General features: G+C 56.4%; 14 protein-coding genes and 2 pseudogenes. 11 read left to right on the top strand and 5 right to left on the bottom strand.

The window, feature by feature from the left end:
• Position 1: 1 nt before the first annotated feature.
• Positions 2-1,384, bottom strand: coding sequence for an MFS transporter (locus tag N6V40_RS05080; RefSeq protein WP_262199252.1), 1,383 nt, complete (start codon positions 1,382-1,384; stop codon positions 2-4).
• A gap of 367 nt (positions 1,385-1,751) precedes the next feature.
• On the opposite strand from N6V40_RS05080, the gene N6V40_RS05085 reads away from it, so the two are divergent.
• The 5 genes from N6V40_RS05085 (at position 1,752) to xdhC (ending at position 8,569) form a co-directional block, all read left to right on the top strand.
• Entirely contained in the window at positions 1,752-2,237 is a 486-nt protein-coding gene (locus N6V40_RS05085; RefSeq protein ID WP_262199253.1) for a nucleoside deaminase, read from the top strand.
• Between the two features lie 9 nt (positions 2,238-2,246).
• Entirely contained in the window at positions 2,247-3,731 is a 1,485-nt protein-coding gene (locus tag N6V40_RS05090) for an NCS2 family permease (RefSeq protein ID WP_262199254.1), read from the top strand.
• Positions 3,732-3,909: 178 nt separating this feature from the next.
• Positions 3,910-5,397 (top strand): xanthine dehydrogenase small subunit, encoded by a 1,488-nt coding sequence (locus tag N6V40_RS05095; RefSeq protein WP_262199255.1) that lies wholly within the window; start codon positions 3,910-3,912, stop codon positions 5,395-5,397.
• Entirely contained in the window at positions 5,397-7,724 is a 2,328-nt protein-coding gene (gene xdhB / locus N6V40_RS05100; RefSeq protein ID WP_262199256.1) for a xanthine dehydrogenase molybdopterin binding subunit, read from the top strand. Before N6V40_RS05095 ends, xdhB begins: the two co-directional genes overlap by 1 nt.
• A 2-nt stretch (positions 7,725-7,726) precedes the next feature.
• Entirely contained in the window at positions 7,727-8,569 is an 843-nt protein-coding gene (xdhC, locus tag N6V40_RS05105; protein ID WP_262199258.1) for a xanthine dehydrogenase accessory protein XdhC, read from the top strand.
• Here the strand turns inward: xdhC and N6V40_RS05110 are convergent.
• Complete coding sequence (locus tag N6V40_RS05110) at positions 8,566-9,747, bottom strand: MFS transporter (protein ID WP_262199260.1); 1,182 nt, start codon at positions 9,745-9,747, stop codon at positions 8,566-8,568. The genes xdhC and N6V40_RS05110 overlap by 4 nt on opposite strands.
• Positions 9,748-9,896: 149 nt before the next feature.
• Here N6V40_RS05110 and N6V40_RS05115 point away from each other — a divergent pair, with 149 nt between their 5' ends.
• Entirely contained in the window at positions 9,897-10,736 is an 840-nt protein-coding gene (locus tag N6V40_RS05115; RefSeq protein WP_262199261.1) for a helix-turn-helix transcriptional regulator, read from the top strand.
• Here N6V40_RS05115 and mmuM read toward each other — a convergent pair.
• Positions 10,733-11,793, bottom strand: a pseudogene (mmuM, locus tag N6V40_RS05120) (homocysteine S-methyltransferase). The gene N6V40_RS05115 and the pseudogene mmuM sit on opposite strands and share 4 nt — an antisense overlap.
• Before the next feature lie 15 nt (positions 11,794-11,808).
• Between mmuM and N6V40_RS05130 the strand changes: the two are divergent.
• Positions 11,809-13,244, top strand: a pseudogene (locus N6V40_RS05130) (amino acid permease).
• A gap of 92 nt (positions 13,245-13,336) precedes the next feature.
• A complete protein-coding gene (locus N6V40_RS05135; RefSeq protein WP_262199264.1) occupies positions 13,337-14,086 on the top strand; it encodes a hypothetical protein in 750 nt (249 codons plus the stop codon).
• A gap of 88 nt (positions 14,087-14,174) precedes the next feature.
• Here N6V40_RS05135 and purB read toward each other — a convergent pair whose 3' ends face one another.
• Positions 14,175-15,584 (bottom strand): adenylosuccinate lyase, encoded by a 1,410-nt coding sequence (gene purB / locus N6V40_RS05140; RefSeq protein ID WP_131089252.1) that lies wholly within the window; start codon positions 15,582-15,584, stop codon positions 14,175-14,177.
• Between the two features lie 139 nt (positions 15,585-15,723).
• Here purB and N6V40_RS05145 point away from each other — a divergent pair, with 139 nt between their 5' ends.
• From N6V40_RS05145 to N6V40_RS05155, 3 genes are read left to right on the top strand one after another with little or no spacing between them, the layout of a single operon-like run.
• Complete coding sequence (locus N6V40_RS05145; protein WP_131089251.1) at positions 15,724-15,996, top strand: hypothetical protein; 273 nt, start codon at positions 15,724-15,726, stop codon at positions 15,994-15,996.
• A 2-nt stretch (positions 15,997-15,998) separates the two neighbouring features.
• Positions 15,999-16,373 carry a hypothetical protein gene (locus N6V40_RS05150; RefSeq protein ID WP_262199265.1) on the top strand — a complete coding sequence of 125 codons (375 nt, stop codon included), beginning with the start codon at positions 15,999-16,001 and terminating at the stop codon, positions 16,371-16,373.
• Complete coding sequence (locus N6V40_RS05155; RefSeq protein ID WP_262199266.1) at positions 16,370-17,353, top strand: hypothetical protein; 984 nt, start codon at positions 16,370-16,372, stop codon at positions 17,351-17,353. The genes N6V40_RS05150 and N6V40_RS05155 overlap by 4 nt, the downstream gene beginning before the upstream one ends.
• 96 nt (positions 17,354-17,449) lie before the next feature.
• Here N6V40_RS05155 and N6V40_RS05160 read toward each other — a convergent pair whose 3' ends face one another.
• The gene (locus tag N6V40_RS05160; RefSeq protein ID WP_262199267.1) at positions 17,450-17,836 is read right to left on the bottom strand and encodes a phage holin family protein; all 387 of its coding nucleotides are present in this window, start codon (positions 17,834-17,836) and stop codon (positions 17,450-17,452) included.
• Positions 17,837-17,860 lie beyond the last annotated feature (24 nt).

Raw genomic sequence — 17,860 nt, forward strand, 5'->3', positions numbered from 1 at the left:
TTTAGACTCCATGCTGGGCGAAACGGGTCCCGCGACGAGCGTAGTTGAACCAGGTCATCAGCATCAGGCCGAGGTAGGCCACGATGAAGACGATAAACGCTGGGGTGTAGGACCCGGCGTTGGACATCGACAGTCCCAGGGCCTGCGGAATCAGGAATCCGCCGTAGGCGCCAATGGCTGAGATCAGGCCCAGGGCGGCTGCTGACTTGCGTGATGCTTCGGCACCCTTGGAACCGACGCCGAGGGCGAATACTGCGGGGATCATGCGGTAGGTGGAACCGTTACCGATACCCGTGGTGGCGAAGAGCATCAAGAACAGTACAAGGAACAGCCAGAAGTTGGCCAGTGGCAAGGTCACCACAACCAGTGCGGTAATCAGTGCCATGGTGGCCAGGGCGGCCACGGTGACCTTTGCTCCACCAATGCGGTCAGCCAATTTGCCACCATAAGGGCGGGCCAGCGAACCAACCAGTGGGCCCAGGAACGCCAAGGTGATGGTTGCGGTGCCTAGTGGCAGGTGAGAGAAGACCGGGAAGGTATCAACGATCAGCTTGGGGAAGACTGCAGCGAACCCGATGAAGGAGCCGAAGGTTCCCACGTACAGGCAGGAAATGATCCACAGGTGCTTTTCCTTCAGGCAGGCAATCGCTCCACGAACATCTGACTTAGCTGAAGTCAGATTGTGCATGTAGCGCCATGCGCCATAAGCGGAGATGAGGATCAACGGAATCCAGATGACACCAGCTAGTGGCAACTGCAGGGATCCGGCTGCAAAAACGGTGATGGCGATGGGAACCAACAGCTGAGCTACGGCGGCACCGAGGTTGCCACCGGCAGCGTTCAGGCCCAGTGCCCAACCCTTTTGGGCTGCTGGGTAGAAGTGGGTGATGTTAGCCATCGATGAGGCGAAGTTGCCGCCACCAAAACCGGTGAGGGCCGCCAGGAGCAGCATGACACCGAATGGGGTGGAGGTGTTGGCCAGGGCCAAGGAGAGTCCCACCGCGGGGATTAGCAGCAGCAGAGCCGAAACGATGGTCCAGTTGCGTCCGCCGAAGCGAGCAACCATGAAGGTGTACGGGATGCGCAGGGTGGCGCCGACCAGGCTTGGCATGGAGATGAGCCAGAAGAGCTGGGAGGTGCTGTAGGTGAATCCTGCCGTTGGCAGGTAGACAACCACGATGGCAAAAAGCTGCCAGATGCTAAAGCCAAGGAACTCGGCGAAGATGGACCATTTGAGGTTACGGCCGGCGGTCTTTTGACCAACGCCGTTCCAGAAGTTGGAATCTTCAGGGGTCCAGTTGTTGATCCAGCGTCCAGGGCTGATATCAAGGGATGGTGCGCTGGAGGTGCGCAGTTGCGTACCTGGGTCGACTTGTGAACTCACGGCGGTTTATCCCTTCGCAGATGACTGATGCTTAGAGCATGACAAACCGGTATTTCACTTACGTGCGGTGGGTGTTGCACCGAGGGGAACTTAATCTCACCGACCACAATTTTGGGCCGATAGAGATTGGTAATCCGTTGGAAACGCAAAAAACAGCGATTTATTCATAATGTGAAAAAACAATCTCAAAAAGATTGCGAGCCCCAGATCACACTGATACTCTCATACGTGTCTATGGCGGGCACCCATCAATGGGTCGCTATCTACCGGGCGTGCAACTGATAAATTTCAGCAGCCAAGTACGGTCGGGTCGTGGTGGGTTACCTCGTGATGCGTCGTGCTTGACGAAAGCATGAGGAGACACGCGATGAGCGTTAATACCACTGGCCAGGACTATCTTTCGATGGCCATCGACCTTGCCACCCAGAACGTGAACAATGCAGGCGGCCCCTTCGGCGCCGTAGTGGTCACGGCAGACGGACAGGTCTTCGAAGGAGTCAACCGCGTTACCGCAACCAACGACCCATCGGCTCACGCCGAGGTAGTTGCCATCCGCACCGCGGCCGCAGCACTAGAAACGTTCGACTTGAGCGGCTGTGTTCTCTACACCAGCTGCGAACCTTGCCCCATGTGCTTGGCCACCTCGTTGTGGGCACGCATCGGCAAGGTGTACTTCGCCGCTGACCGTCACGATGCTGCAAAAGCAGGCTTTGATGACGCAGTCTTCTACGAATATTTCGAACAGCAATCAAACCGCTCGCTAATGCCGGTGCAGCACTTCGAGCACGAATCAGTTCAATATCTCAAGCCTTTCCAGGCTTGGGACTCCTTGGAATCCCGCACCGATTACTAGGCGCCGGTCATGACAACGCTCAGTCGTCAGCAAGCCCCTGTCGCGTCCGCACCAAAACCAAGCGGACCAAAGAAGATTCTCGATTCCTTCTTTAACATCACCGGCCGTGGATCCACCCTCGCCCGCGAGGTTCGCGGCGGGTTGGTGACCTTCTTTACGATGGCCTACATCGTCATCCTCAACCCGCTGATCCTTGGTGGATTCAGCAACGATGCAGCACCGCTGGACGTGGCAGGAAACTGGTTGCCGGCAGCCCAGGTGGGAGCGATGACCTCGCTGACCGCTGGGGTGATGACCATCCTGTTTGGCATGGTCGCCAACCTTCCCTTCTCACTGGCCGCCGGGCTGGGGATGAATTCCTTCCTGGCCGTTTCGGTGGTCCAAGATGTCACCTGGCCAGAAGCCATGGGACTGGTAGTGATCAACGGTGTATTGATTGTTCTCTTTGGAATGACCGGTATCCGTACCGCGATTTTCCGGGCCATCCCCAAGGACCTGAAAGCTGCCATCACCGTAGGTATCGGGCTGTTTATCACCTTCATCGGCTTTGTGGATTCCGGGTTTGTCACCCGCACCCCGGCCGGACCTCCGGTGCAGTTAGGGGAGGGTGGATCGATTGTTTCGATACCGACCATGATCTTTGTCCTCGGACTGCTGATCATGGGGGCACTGGTAGCCCGCGGAGTACAGGGCGGGATCCTGATTGGCATCATCATCTCTACGGTGCTGGCGGTCATTGCTGAACAGGTCTTTAAGATCGGACCGAGCAGCGAGAGCAACCTGCACGGCTGGCATCTGAACATGCCAATACTTCAAGGCAATATTGTCTCGCTGCCAGATCTGTCATTGGCTGGGAACTTTGACCTGTTCGGCTCGTTCAGCCGGATCGGCGTGTTGGCAGCCACCATGCTGGTCTTCACCCTGGTCTTCACGAACTTCTTTGACGCCATGGGCACGATGACCGGTTTGGCCAAAAACGCCGGACTAGCCAGCAAGGACGGCACGTTCCCACGGCTCAAGGCAGCCTTTGTGATCGAAGGTTTGGGAGCAGTTGCTGGCGGTGCCGGATCTAGCTCATCAAATACGGTGTACGTTGATTCGGCCGCCGGTATAGGCGAAGGTGCAAGGACCGGGCTGGCTTCGGTGATCACCGGAGTATTGTTCCTTGGCTCCATGTTCTTCACGCCGCTCACCTCGGTGGTGCCCATGGAAGTGGCCGCCGCTGCGCTGGTATTGGTAGGAACCATGATGTGCGCGCAGATCCGAGAGATCAACTTTAAGCGGTTCTCTTCAGCCATGCCAGCATTCCTGACCCTGATCACCATGCCGTTGACCTATTCAATTGCCAACGGAATTGGTGCTGGGTTCATCGCCTGGGTTGTGGTCAATACTGCAGCAGGGCGCCACAAGAAGGTGCATCCGCTGATGTGGGTCGTGGCCTTCGGATTCCTGATCTACTTTGCCCGAGGACCGCTCACGCTCCTGCTTGGGTGATGTGATCCGGGTTATATTTGAGTCCAGTACGCAGTTGAAGGAGAAACAACCCATGGGTGAAACCACCGCCTGGTCCAAGGGCCAGATCGCGCACGGACACTAACCGCGGTACGTCCCGCACAGTATCCATTTCATTCATGGTGCACCCATTTAGCTGGGTGCAGGAGGTGTTAACGGCATGAGTGCCGAAAAGTCACTACAAACCGATTGCCAGATCACGGTCAACGGCAACCCACTGGACTTCAATGGTCCGCCACACAGCAACGCACTAGATTTTTTGCGCAACCAAGGTTTGGTTGGCAGCAAGGAAGGCTGCGCTGAAGGCGAGTGCGGTGCGTGCGCCATTTTGGTGGCACGCACCGATGCCGACGGCAGCCGTTGGACCTCGGTGAACGCCTGTCTAGTTCCAGCCGCGGCCCTAGACGGTCAAGAAGTGATCACCTCTGAAGGCTTGGGTTCGGTTGAAAACCTGCACCCGGTCCAAGAAGAGATGGCTGAGCGTGGAGGGTCGCAGTGCGGTTACTGCACACCCGGCTTCATCTGCTCGATGGCAGCTGAGTACTACCGTCCAGAGCGTTCGGCGCAGGGCACAGCGAAGCCAGACCATGAATGCGGACCCAACGGTTTTGACCTGCACGCACTATCTGGGAACCTGTGTCGTTGCACCGGCTACCGCCCCATTCGCGACGCCGCTTACGCCCTGGGGGAGCCTGCAGCAGATGATCCGTTAGCAGCCCGCCAATCCAACAGCGCACCGGCACCGGTAGCCACCGACCTGTACACCGCCGATACTCCCACCGGTGAACTTGGACGCTTCCGCCGCCCAGCCTCACTGAGCGAAGCGTTACAGATCTTGGCCGATGAACCGCAATCCACCGTCGTGGCTGGCAGTACCGACTGGGGTGTTGAGGTCAATATTAAAGGCGCTCGCGCTCGCAGTGTGGTGGCGATTGACCGGTTGGAAGAATTGCGTCAAATTCGTTGGGAGGATGACTTTCTTGAAATTGGTGCAAGCCTGACCTTGAGCGAGGTGGAACGGCACCTGGCTGGCCGCGTGCCGTTGTTGGGTCAGCTCTTTGGACAGTTTGCGTCCAGATTGATTAGAAACTCGGCCACCATTGGCGGAAATCTTGGCACCGGCTCGCCCATTGGTGACACACCACCGGCCTTACTGGCCTTGGAAGCGCAATTAGTTTTGACCAGCGTGCAAGGTCAACGAGTGGTGGAGCTAGCCCAGTACTTCACCGGCTACCGACAGACCGTGCGTAGTGCAGGCGAGCTGATTACCGCGATCCGCATTCCGCTGCCGCTGGCTACACACACCAGTTTCCAGAAAATTTCCAAACGACGCTTTGACGATATCTCCTCAGTTGCCGTGGGCTACGCACTGAACGTGGTGGACGGAGTGATCAGCACAGCACGTATTGGTTTGGGCGGTGTGGCCGCAACCCCGCTCCGTGCGGTGGCCACCGAAGCCATGCTGGAAGGCAAGGCTTGGAATATCACCACGATTCGTGAAGCTGCCGCCGTGATGGCTGAAGAAGGCACACCGATGGATGATCATCGGGCCAGCGCCAAGTATCGCAAAGCGATGCTTGCCTCGTCGCTTGAACGTTTCTACGCCCAACAACTAGCGGTGCAAGCCCCTATGAAGGAGGCGAAGTAATGAGCCAGCTATCTCAACGACCCGAAGCGCCCATTGTTGGTCAGCGTCAACGCCATGAATCGGCCGCTGCCCACGTCACGGGCACCGCGCTGTACACCGATGATCTGGCCCACCGACTTTCGGGAGTATTACACGCCTACCCAGTGCAATCCACCGTGGCCCACGCCAAAATCTTGAACCTGGATACCAGCGAAGCGCTGCATATCCCGGGCGTTATCAAGGTCATCACTGCAGGGGATATTCCCGGAGTTAATGACCAAGGCGCCAAACACGATGAGCCACTGCTGCCGGTAGATGAGGTCATGTTTTATGGCCAACCGGTGGCTTGGGTACTCGGCGAAAATCTGGAAGCAGCCAAGGCCGGAGCCAAAGCAGTTTCCGTGGACTATGAGCCGCTGGAATCCTTGATCACCGTGCAAGATGCCATCAAAGCCGGTAGCTTCCACGGTATTCAGCCGGTGATCCAAAAGGGCGATTGGGATGCAGGTTTTGAACAGGCAGCACACGTGTTTGAAGGTGACTTCGACTTTGCTGGGCAGGAACACTTCTACCTAGAAACGCAGAACTCGTTGGCGCTGATTGATGAGAGTGGACAGATTCTGATTCACTGCTCAACCCAGCATCCCACCGAAACTCAAGACATCGTTTCGCACGTGCTTGGAATACCAGCGCACGAGATTTCCGTGCAGGTGCTGCGCATGGGCGGCGGTTTTGGTGGCAAGGAAATGCAGCCACACGGTTATGCAGCGGTAGCCGCTTTGGGCGCCAAACTCACTGGGCGTCCGGTGCGGGTGCGGTTGGACCGCACCTTGGATATGACCATGACCGGCAAACGTCATGGCTTCTATGCCAGCTGGAAAATCGGTTTTGATGACCAAGGCCGAATCCTTGCCTTAGACGCGCAGCTCACCGCTGATGGCGGGTGGAGCCTGGACCTGTCAGAGCCAGTGCTGACCCGCGCCATGTGCCATATCGACAACTCGTACTGGATCCCTAATATTCGGGTTGCCGGGCGGGTAGCTAAATGCCACAAAACCTCGCAGACCGCATTCCGTGGATTTGGTGGGCCCCAAGGCATGCTGGTCATGGAAGATATCTTGGGACGGGTCGCCCCGCAACTTGGTATCGAAGCCAGAGAACTGCGCCGACGTAATTTTTACACCGAAGGCCAAGACACTCCCTACTTCCAGCCGGTGCGTCATCCAGAACGTATTGATGCCGCCTGGCAGCAGGTACTTGATTCGGCAGATATAGCTGGGCGTGAAGCTGAGATTGCCCAGTTCAATGCCAATAATCCGTACAGCAAAAGAGCGCTGGCTATCACCCCGGTGAAGTTCGGTATCTCGTTTAACCTCACTGCCTTTAACCAAGGTGGGGCACTGGTGCTGGTTTACAAAGACGGATCGGTGCTGGTTAATCACGGTGGCACCGAGATGGGTCAAGGCCTGCACACCAAGATGCTGCAGGTGGCCGCGACCAGTTTGGGTGTTCCGCTATCCAGCGTGCGCATCGCTCCCACACGTACCGACAAGGTGCCCAATACTTCGGCCACCGCCGCCAGCTCTGGCAGTGACCTTAACGGTGGTGCGGTCAAGGACGCTTGTGAGCAGATCCAAGCTCGACTGGCTCACGTGGCGGCCGGAAAGTTTGGGGTTCCAGCTGCAGATGTTCGTTTTGCCCACGGCAAGATCACCGCGTTGGGCAAAACCGAAGAGCTGGAATGGAATGACGTTGTCCGTGATGCCTATATGCAGCGCATCCAGTTATCGGCTGCCGGGTACTACCGCACCGAGGGACTGCACTGGGACCTGGCACGCATGACCGGCAGCCCGTTTAAGTACTTCTCTTATGGTGTAGCAGCCAGTGAGGTAGAAGTCAGCTGCTTTGATGGTTCCTACGTCTTGCGTCGAGTCGATATTGTGCATGACGTTGGAGATTCGCTCTCGCCCATGATTGACCTAGGACAAATCGAAGGTGGGTTTGTTCAAGGCACCGGTTGGCTGACCCTTGAAGATCTACGTTGGGACACCTCTGATGGTCCAGGGCGTGGACGGGTAGCAACCCAAGCGGCCAGCACCTACAAGATCCCGAGCTTCTCCGAGATGCCCGAAGTCTTTAATGTTGCCTTGCTGGATAAGGCGCATGAAGAAGGCGTGGTGTACGGTTCCAAGGCTGTTGGTGAACCGCCATTGATGCTGGCCTTCTCGGTACGCGAAGCATTGCGCCAAGCCGTTGCCGCTTTTGGTCCGGAAGGTAGCTCGGTCACCTTGGCGTCCCCGGCAACTCCCGAAGCGGTGTTCTGGGCTATCGACTCGGTGCGTGAGTAACAGTGGAATCGTGGATTGATGCGGTCAGCACTTTGCGCAACCAGCGCCGGGCCGCGGTCTTGTTGACGCTCACTTCAGTGCGTGGGCATGCCCCGCGCGAGGCGGGGGCCAAGATGGTCATCTCCCAAGATAAAACCTTTGGCACGGTCGGTGGTGGCAACCTGGAAATGGCGGCCATCACCCGTGCCCGTCAGCTGATCAGTGAAGGTGTAACGGGACCGGAAACCATGGAGCTGCGGCTTAATGACAAGACCCCGGCCACCTATGGTCGGCAATGTTGTGGTGGGGAAGTGAAGCTTTTGCTTGAACCGTTGCCGGTACCAAAAACTGTGGCGATTTTCGGGTTGGGACATGTGGGCATGGAGCTGGCCCGTATCCTCTCCCGCCACCCGATTGACCTGTATCTCACGGACTCGCGTCCTGAAGCGATCGAGGCCGCTTCCTTGCTGCAACCCAGTGTTGCTTCAATTCAGGCTCAGGTGGCGGTCATGGGTGAACAGGTGCTCAGTACTCTTCCGGAGGGAAGTCACGTGCTGATCATGACTCATGATCATGCAGAGGACTTCCACCTCAGTGACGCTGCGTTAGCTCATCCTTCGCTGGGTTCCATCGGGTTGATTGGTTCCAAAGCCAAATGGACCCGTTTTCGCAAAAACCTGAGCGACAGTGGACACAGCGAACAAGAGATCTCACGGATCCAGTGCCCCATTGGCATTCCTGAGGTCACCGGCAAACAGCCTGCGGTGATTGCGGTGAGTGTTGCCGCGCAGCTGCTGCAGCTCTTGGGAGATCACGCTATGCAAAGCCAATCTCAGAGCCACAACGTGGTTGAGCTGCGCGCCTAGTCGCCGGCCGGGTGCCCAACAAGGTGAGCAGTACGTGGTTTCTGCCTAGAGGTACTGGCAGCAACCACGTACACGACCAAGCCAAGGACGGTCATGGCCGAGGCTGCCAGATTTATTGCCGTGAAGCTGCCGGAGGAATCCAGTATGAATCCACCGAGCAATGATCCGAGCATGATCCCTGCGCCCAATGCTGCGGTGTTGGCAGTTCCGACCAAAGGGGAGTCTGATCTGGCAAAACGCAGCACAAAAGTTTGCAACGGAGTGAGCAATCCAAACCCGCACGCACCAAGCAAGAATAATGAAGGAATAACCACCGTTTTATGGGTGGCACCAAAAGCCAAGACAGCTAGTACCGTAGCCAGCAAAAGTAATAGGACCACCGTGGTGCGTACCAATGCGCGGTCTGCCGCTTTGCCTGAGAGCGAATTGCCCACTACCAATCCGGCGCCATAGATTCCCAATAGCCAAATCACTTGGCCACTGCTGAACCCTGAAACCTGTGTCAGCATCGGTTCAATAAATGTAAATGAGGCGAACAGTCCGCCGAAGCCGATCGCAGTGGCGCTCAAAGCCACCCAAAGGCGAGGATTCGTGAAGGGGCGCAAACTGTTTCGGTAGCTAACCGGTTCGAGACTGCGATCGGCAGGCAACAACAAGGCCAGGCCCACCAAACTGATCAAGCTAATGATGGTCACTACTACGAAGGACGCCCGCCAACCCGCGGCCTGACCGATCAACGTGCCTAAGGGCATGCCCAATAGCATCGACAGGGTCAACCCGGTGAATACCAGTGCGATGGCGCTGCCCTGCTTTTTGGCTGGAACCAAGCCGGAGGCGGCCACGGAGGCAACGCCGAAAAACGCTGTGTGGGACCACGCGGTGACAAAACGGCTGCCCAGCAAAAATCCGAAGCTCGGGCTTAAAGAGGCGAGGAAGTTGCCCACGGTGAAGATCGCCATGAGTATGAGCAGGGTGCGTTTTGTTGGAAGACGCAGCAACGCCAGCGCCAGAACTGGTCCACACATCTGACCCAACGCGTAAGCAGTGCTCACCATGCCGGCTTGCGCAATGGTGACGTCGAATTCGCCCGAGAGCGATGACAACAGTCCATTGGTCAGAAATTCTGTGCTTCCGATGGCGAAAGCGCCAAGAGCTAAAGCGAGCAGAGCCAGAGGCATAAGAGTGCGGGATCCTTAATGGGTAGTTATTGTCTTAGAATCCATGCTCGCGGGTTTTTCCCGGCGCAAACAGACACCTGCTTTTGGTACTACTGGCAGGGTTACCTTGATCTTCGTCCGGATGCTAGGTGGAGGACTAGACTGTCCGCGTGACGCAAACCAATGATCTAGGAACCTTCCTCAAACACCGCCGGGCCGCCGTTTCGCCAGCAGACCATGGCATTTCAGTGCGTGGAGGACGCCGGGTATCGGGCCTGCGACGAGAGGAAATTGCGCACCTGGCAGGTGTGAGCGTTGCTTATTACACACGTTTGGAACAGGGCAGTAGTACCAACGCTTCGGAGCAGGTACTAGAAGCGCTAGCTAAGGTGCTGATGCTCGACGAACCTGAGCGTGCACATCTGAAGGATTTGAATGGTGCGCGGCCCGCCGTAAAGTTGCGCCGACCCAAGGCGGAAAGTGCACCGGAACCGATGTTGGATTTATTGGCTGCGATGCCGCAGGTGCCGGCACTCTTGTTGGGCCGTCGCAATGACATCCTTGCGTGGAATCAGCTCGGGCATCAATTACTTGGATGCCATTTACACTTTGACGCACCGTTGAACCCAGCAACGCGTCCATCGACCACCCGCATGCTGTTCCTTGATTCCCAGACTCGTGCCCAAGAAGGTCAATGGGAGCACTATGCCGGGACCCATGTCGCTTTCTTGCGGATGCTCAGCGGACGTTACCCCGAGGACCGGGACTTAGCCGAGCTCATTGGTGAGCTGATGATGCGCAGCAGTGAGTTCGCAGAATTTTGGGCGAGTACCAAGGTCCGCGAATGCAGCTTTGGACAACGCATCTTGCATCATCCACAAGCAGGAACCATCGAGCTGACCTATCACGTATTGAGCCAGCCGGCATTCCCGGATTACCGGGTCGAGTTCTATACCACCGAAGCTGATAGCCCAAGCCGACTAGCGATTAACACGCTTTCCGGGCGTTAGCCTTGTTGTGCTGCTTCGCGCACCCGGGTGATCTGTTCTGGGCTGACCTGGCAGCAACCGCCGATCAGCCGGGCGCCAGCGGCGATGAGCGCAGGGACAGCGGAAGGAAGGTCGTTGCCTTCAGTTCCCGGAATCCAGACGCGTGCTTCATGATCCCAAATCTCACCGCTGTTCGGGTAGGCGGAGAGTGGAAGATTAGTTTCTTCGCCAAGAATTTTCAGGGCGTCCACCGCTTGAGGCACTGGGCAACAGTTCACACCCACACCTGCCCAGACACCAGAGTCTTCAATCAGCTTGGCAGCTGCGCGAAGATCGGTGCCATCGCCCAGCACCACATTTCCGTGCTCATCAGCGCGAACCGCAAGGCTGAGCCAAACTGGCAGCGTCAGCTCCTTGGCCACTGAGGCTAAGGCTTCCACCTCGGCCATGCTAGGCACCGTTTCAAAAATGATCAGGTCTGCGTCGGTCTCGGCCAGAATCTCTACTCGTGCGCGGTGCCATTGAGCCAGCTGCGCAGCATCCAGATCATAGGCGCCATCGTATTCAGTGCCGGAACCAGGCCCTGCACCGTAGGGTCCAACCGAGGCGGCGACCCAGCGTGGAGTTTCTGAAGTTTCAGTCGCGGCCGCTTCTTTAGCCAGTCGCACGCTGGTGTGCAGCATGGTTTCGAACTTGTCGGAGGAACCGACACCCGCCAGCCCATCGAGGCTCACTTGGTAGGAGCAAGTGGTCGCAACTTGCGCGCCAGCAGCAAAAAGTCTTGGTGTGCAGCGCGGACTTCTTCGGGACGGTCCATGAGGATCTGCGCTGACCAAAGTTCCCCAGTGACGTCATTGCCACGCTCTGCTAGATGGGTGCCCAGACCACCATCGAGGATGATCGGTGTGGTGCCTTCGGAACGCAGGGCTTGAAGGAAATCAGCGGGATGCACAGTGTTATTCACGTCCTCGAGGGTACAGCCCACGACGCTGAAAGACTGAGTTTGACGTCGCATGACTGAAGATGACGTGCACAGCGAAACAAAGTGATAAATCCCGATATTCTGAAACGCATTCATTTCAGAAGGAGCCCCATGACCGAGAGCACCATCAGCAACCAAGAGACCTCAGAATCTGAGTCTGGGCTGCGAAGAACTATGACCTCGCGTCACCTAGTGATGATCGCGCTGGGCGGTGTGATCGGTTCGGGTCTATTCGTTTCCTCTGGTTACACCATCGCTCAAGCTGGACCACTAGGCGCGGTGCTGGCTTATGCGGTGGGCGCGTTGGTGGCCTACATGGTGATGAGCGGATTGGGTGAGCTGTCAGCACGCTATCCGGTGGCCGGCGGCTTCCACGCCCACGCCACCCGAGATCTTGGTCCGGCTTGGGGCTTTGCTACCGCATGGCTCTACTGGTTGTGCTGGGCAGTAGCCTTGGCCAGTGAGTTCACGGCGGCCGGTCTGCTGATGCAGCGCTGGATCCCCTCGGTTTCGGTTTGGGTCTTTTCACTGATCTTCGCCGCCATCCTCTTTGCGTTGAACGCCATTTCCTCACGTGTCTTTGGTGAGACAGAGTTCTGGTTTGCGCTGATCAAGGTTGCCGCGGTGCTCCTGGTGATCGTTGTGGGTGCTGCGACCATCTTTGGAATTAACCAGCCAGTGATGCCGGGACTATTGGTCTGTCTAACTTCAACACCGAAGACGGTCTGTTCCCCACCGGAATCTCCGGGGTGTTGGTAACGATCTTGTCGGTGTTCTACGCCTTCAGCGGTACCGAGCTGATTGGCGTGGCCGCCGGAGAAGCCAAGAACCCACAGTTGAGCATCCCTCGGGCCATCCGTACCGCTGTGGTTCGTCTGACCATTTTCTTCATCGGTGCCATTGTTGTGATTGCCGCGATCATTCCTTTTGCTGAAGCTGGAGCGAATGAGTCTCCGTTTGTCACCGTGCTTGACGTGGCCGGTTTACCTGCCGGAGCTGACGTGATGAACTTTGTCATCATCACTGCGTTGCTCTCCGCCGGTAACTCCGGGTTGTACTCCTGCGCTCGAATGCTGCACTCGATGGGTGTTGCCGGGCAGGCGCCGAAGGTACTGTCCAAGACCAATAGCCGTGGCATTCCAATGCTGGCGTTGAGCCTATCCATGCTCGGCGGACTGGTTTCACTGTTCTCCAGTTTTATCGCTGCCGAGTCGTTGTTCCTCGCCTTGGTCTCTGTTGCCGGTTTTGCGGTAGTGGCTGTCTGGATAGTCATCTGTGCTTCGCACCTGTCATTTAGACGCCACTATGTAGCGGTGCACGGCTCCACTGATTCTTTGCCTTACCGGGCTCCGCTGTTCCCGATCCTGCCAATCATCGCCTTGGTCTTGCTGACCGCTTCACTGGTCGGTGTGGCCTTTGATCCGGTCCAGCGTCCTGCGTTGTGGTTCGGTATTCCATTCACCTTGGCATGCCTTGGGTACTACCGCTGGCGTCATGGTGCCGGAGTCTTCACCCCAGAACGTGAAGTAGCGCGCGTTGCCCAGTAAAAGGGAACTTAGTTCACTGCTGGGGAGTTAAAGGGGAAACGCGGGCGCAGAGCGCTCCGCTTTCCCCTATATGAGGAGTGATAGTCGTGTCCATGTTTAATAAATTGATCCGCAAGGGCAAGCAAATGGCCGGCGAGTACGTGCGCGAGCAACTCAATGAGCGTAGCTCTAATGGGTCGCAACGTTCGCGTGGCAATGCTCCGTCTTATGGACAGCAGCAGCGTTCAGGCTATGACAATCAGGGCTACTCTGATCAGAACTACGGCAATCAGAATTATGCCGGTCAGCAGCCGGCGGCTTCTGGGGTTTCGCGCGAAGACCAAGCAGCTATCGAGAAGTACAAGTACATGCTGCGCACCGCTCCACCGCAGGATATGGAACGTGCCCACACTGAAGCTTTCTCACGGTTGACCCCGCAGCAGCGTGCGTTATTACAGTCTGAACTTTCCGAACAATTGCCGGCGGCAGAACGACCAGTTAGCGATCAGCCTCAAGACTTGGCCCGCGCTGCTACTCGCGCCGAGGTATCGCGCCCAGGGTTCATGGAGAAAATCCTAGGTTCTGGCTCGGGACGCTCACGCATGGCAGGTGGCTTGGCTGCCGGCGCCGGAGGACTGGGTGTTGGTTTGCTCGGTGGTGTCGCAGGTGCCTTCATTGGCACCGCGGTTGCCGGACCATTGCTGGAAGGATTCTCCGGAATTGGTGAAGAATTCGGTTCGCTCACCGAAGGCTTGGGCGACACTATCTCGGGCGCAGGAGAACAGATTTCCTCTGCTGACTCAGGAATCTTGGGTGACTTCCTCGGAGATACTGGCGGAGATTTCGGCGGTTTTGAGTTCTAACCAGCACTAGTGCAAAGACAATAAAAATGGAACGGTGCCGCAGCATTAGCTGCGGCACCGTTCCATTTAACGACTTAGTCGTAGAAAATTACTTCTTCAGGTGGTCAACCAGCTGCGAAGCAATGCCGTTGTAGGTGCCAGGAGTCAGTGACTGCAGGCGTTCCTGCGCTTCTGCGGACAGACCCAGCTCGCCAACAAATTCCTTCAGGCGCACTGCATCCACACGGTGTCCGCGGGTCAGGTCCTTCAGACGCTCGTAGGGGTTGTCCATGCCTTCAACGCCGGCGATAGCCTCGGCGCGCATAACCATCTGGATAGCCTCTGCAAGAACTTCCCAGTTGTGGTCCAAATCGTCAGCCAGTACAGCCTCGGCAACGTCCAAACGGTCAAGACCCTTGGCAACGTTGGAGATAGCAAGCACCGAGTGACCAATAGCGGTACCGATGTTGCGCTGCGAGGAAGAGTCGGTCAGATCTCGCTGCCAGCGGCTGGTGACCAAGGTGGAACCCAAGGTGTCCAGTAGGCCGTTGGAGATTTCCAAGTTAGCTTCAGCGTTCTCGAAGCGGATTGGGTTGACCTTGTGTGGCATGGTCGAGGAACCGGTGGCACCTGCCACTGGGATCTGTACGAAGTAGCCAATGGAGATGTAGCTCCACACATCGGTGCAGAGGTTGTGCAGAATGCGGTTGAAGCGCGCGATATCTGCGTAGACCTCGGCCTGCCAGTCGTGGGATTCGATCTGGGTAGTCAGGGGGTTCCAGGTCAGGCCCAAGTGCTCAACAAAGCTGCGGGAAACCTGCTGCCAGTCGGCGGATGGGACCGAAGCGTAGTGAGCAGCGTAGGTACCGGTGGCACCGTTGATCTTGCCCAAGTACTCGGTCTTCTCGATTCGGTCCAGCTGACGGGTCAAACGCCATGCAAGTACTGCCAGTTCCTTGCCCAAGGTGGTTGGGGTCGCTGGCTGGCCGTGGGTACGCGAGAGCATTGGAACTTCGCGGGACTCTTCAGCCATCTTGGTGATCTGAGCTACCAGGTCGCGGGCTGCTGGCAGCCAAACGCCGGTGACGCCGCCCTGAACACCCAGTGCGTAGGAGAGGTTGTTGATGTCTTCCGAGGTGCAACCGAAGTGGACCAATGGCTTGAGGTTGCCAATGCCAATCGCTTCTAGACGGTTAGCGATGTAGTACTCGACTGCCTTCACGTCGTGAACGGTTACTGCTTCAATTTCAGCCAGTTCCTTCACGGACTCTGCGTTGAAGTCGGTAACGATCTTGCGTAGGGCCGCCTTCTGCTCATCGGTGAGCGGGGAGGTGCCCGGAAGAACGGAGTTGTCGGTCAAATGGATCAGCCATTCAACTTCAACGTGAACACGATCGCGGTTCAGAGCCGCTTCGGATAGGTAGTCAACCAGCGGTGCCACGGCGCTGCGGTAGCGACCGTCTAGGGCAGTTAGTGCCAGTGGTTCATTAGCAAGGGAAGTGCGCGCAATCTCAGCCATACTCATATTCTTCCATCCCTTGCCGTCCATCACATCTTTTACATCCGACAGGTTTCCACAACGGGGAGCATTCCTCGGTTCTAACTAACCTCTCGCGCTCATGATGAGGTTCAAGAATCGATTGATAAGGAGCAAGAAAATGATGTTCTCGGCGACGTTGGACTCGATGGCGTTTCAGCTGGATGATGCTCAGAAGACTACGAGATTTGCCATTACTCAGCTTGATTCCATTGGGTCATTGACTTGGCAATCTCAGGCTGGACAGGCCTTTTATGATCGCGTAGTTAATCTGAGCTCATGGCTTGAGAAGCTCAACCAGGTGCTGGCTGACGCCGAGGGTTACATGAGCAGTGCGACACGTGAGATTCAGGAGCTGGAACTAGAAATCATGAAGCAGAAATTGGTCTTCTGATCATGGGGTATGAAGTCAGTTACAACGAGTTTGATTACGCCAAGGCCTATCTGGTGTGTCAGAAGGTCACCCGAGATCTTGAAGAAGTTCAAGAGCGGGTCAAAGCAGCGCAGCGTGCTGCGGAGCAAAGTCAACATCGGCTCAGCGCGCTGGGCATGAGTGTGTGCAAAGTTGTGCGTAGCCCGAGCCTTGACGTCCTGGCCTCCAAATTGGTTGGGGGACTGGCGCTGGTTAACCTCTCCAGTCAGGACAGCAAAGACATCACCGCGACTATTGGTCAGGCCCGCGGGAATTACGAAGCGGCGGAGGCCAGAGTTGAGCATGAGATTCTCTTGACCTCCGTTCCACACGCGATCGCCGAGATTTTTCCGGGATGAAAGACAACGACATGCGCCCGCCCACCGAAGATATGGAAACGGCGCTCCGGCTGATGATGTTCTTCCGCATAGATCTGACTTCGGGATGGGGGCAGACTTTTGGGCAGCAAATCGTGAACCAAACCAAACATCTTGCAACAGTGCTTCGGCATTTCAGAAACCAGCAGAACAAAGAAATCGTGATTACGCAGAAAGATCCACCTGAATACGTCAGCGTGGACGGCGGGTTAGACAGCTACTACGAGTTACACAGCATGCTTGAAGACCAAGGACCTGAAGAAAATGGAAAGTTCATGGTCGTGCAGACCGATAAGGACAGTTATATCGTTATGCTGCCGGGAACTCAGGACGGACGAGAATACGAGTCGCCGTTTGATGATGTGGGCGTAGGGGATGGCTTCGGGTATGAGTCCGAGAACTACGCAGATGCCATAGCTCAAGCTCTAGAAGACAGCGGAGCCAAAGATGGGTCCGAGGTGACGTTCTCGGGTTATTCTCAAGGCGGTATTCACGCCGCGCAGCTGATGAAGAACAAGAAACTGAAGGGCAAGTTCAAACTGAACAAGATGATTACCTTGGGCTCGCCAATAGCCAGTATCGACATCCCGGATGACGTGCGCAGCTTGTCCCTTGAAGATAAGAAAGACATGGTTCCAGGCCTAGATGGCACCCCGAATAAGAATCGTGGGCGTCACCACCTCACCACGATTTTTGATGGGCCAAGCGAACGAATCAAACGGCTCACTCGTGAGGAATCCACTTTCGGGACACCCCACAAGCTCATCAACTATGGAGATCACCTACAAGAACTTGATCTGGACACTCGGCCAGAAGTCAGGGAGCGGCTTGATGCTTTTCACCTGCCGAGAACTCCGATCAAGACACAAAAGTTCAAAATCCAGCGAAAGCCCAGGACGATGACTAAGGAACAGCAAGAAAAGGTCGTCAAACATCTCGGCACCATCTCGCCCGGGCACTAAATAGAGGACGGCGTGAGGAGGCAAAAAGAAGGTGGCTTCCAATGGAAACCACCTTCTGTGCAGCTCAGCGAAGTTGCTGTGTTTAGTTTTTGCCGTTTAGTTCTTGTCGCTCTTGACGAACAATCCCAGCACTGCCGAAATGATCGCAATGATGATGGTGCCGGCAATGGCATCCCACCAGAAATGTTCGATAACAAATTCGATGGGCGTGAAAGTTGTCAGCCATGAAGTCAGCAGCAGCATCAGTGCGTTGATCACAATGGTGAACAAGCCCAAGGTCAAGCAGGTGATGGGCAGGGTGAAGAACTTGACGATTGGGCGAACTAGGGCGTTCACCAAACCGAAGATCACTGCGACGATCAGGTACGCGATGGCGGTGTTTACTGCACCGTCGCCTACGGCGCCAATCTGCAGGCCTGGGACAATCCAGACTGCCACGGCCAAAGCCAAAGCATTAATGATGACTCGAATCAGGAAGCTCATGCTTTAACTCTGGCATAAAAAGCT

The sequence above is a fragment of the Glutamicibacter sp. M10 genome (genome assembly GCF_025452055.1).
In the GTDB taxonomy this organism is placed as follows: domain Bacteria; phylum Actinomycetota; class Actinomycetes; order Actinomycetales; family Micrococcaceae; genus Glutamicibacter.

What these genes read in the sequence shown, in the direction of transcription:
- N6V40_RS05085 (WP_262199253.1), top strand. Translation starts at nt 1,752, where the DNA reads ATGAGCGTTAATACCACTGGCCAGGACTATCTTTCGATGGCCATCGAC.
- N6V40_RS05090 (WP_262199254.1), top strand. Translation starts at nt 2,247, where the DNA reads ATGACAACGCTCAGTCGTCAGCAAGCCCCTGTCGCGTCCGCACCAAAA.
- N6V40_RS05095 (WP_262199255.1), top strand. Translation starts at nt 3,910, where the DNA reads ATGAGTGCCGAAAAGTCACTACAAACCGATTGCCAGATCACGGTCAAC.
- xdhB (WP_262199256.1), top strand. Translation starts at nt 5,397, where the DNA reads ATGAGCCAGCTATCTCAACGACCCGAAGCGCCCATTGTTGGTCAGCGT.
- N6V40_RS05110 (WP_262199260.1), bottom strand. Translation starts at nt 9,747, where the DNA reads ATGCCTCTGGCTCTGCTCGCTTTAGCTCTTGGCGCTTTCGCCATCGGA.
- N6V40_RS05135 (WP_262199264.1), top strand. Translation starts at nt 13,337, where the DNA reads ATGTTTAATAAATTGATCCGCAAGGGCAAGCAAATGGCCGGCGAGTAC.
- purB (WP_131089252.1), bottom strand. Translation starts at nt 15,584, where the DNA reads ATGGCTGAGATTGCGCGCACTTCCCTTGCTAATGAACCACTGGCACTA.
- N6V40_RS05145 (WP_131089251.1), top strand. Translation starts at nt 15,724, where the DNA reads ATGATGTTCTCGGCGACGTTGGACTCGATGGCGTTTCAGCTGGATGAT.
- N6V40_RS05150 (WP_262199265.1), top strand. Translation starts at nt 15,999, where the DNA reads ATGGGGTATGAAGTCAGTTACAACGAGTTTGATTACGCCAAGGCCTAT.
- N6V40_RS05155 (WP_262199266.1), top strand. Translation starts at nt 16,370, where the DNA reads ATGAAAGACAACGACATGCGCCCGCCCACCGAAGATATGGAAACGGCG.
- N6V40_RS05160 (WP_262199267.1), bottom strand. Translation starts at nt 17,836, where the DNA reads ATGAGCTTCCTGATTCGAGTCATCATTAATGCTTTGGCTTTGGCCGTG.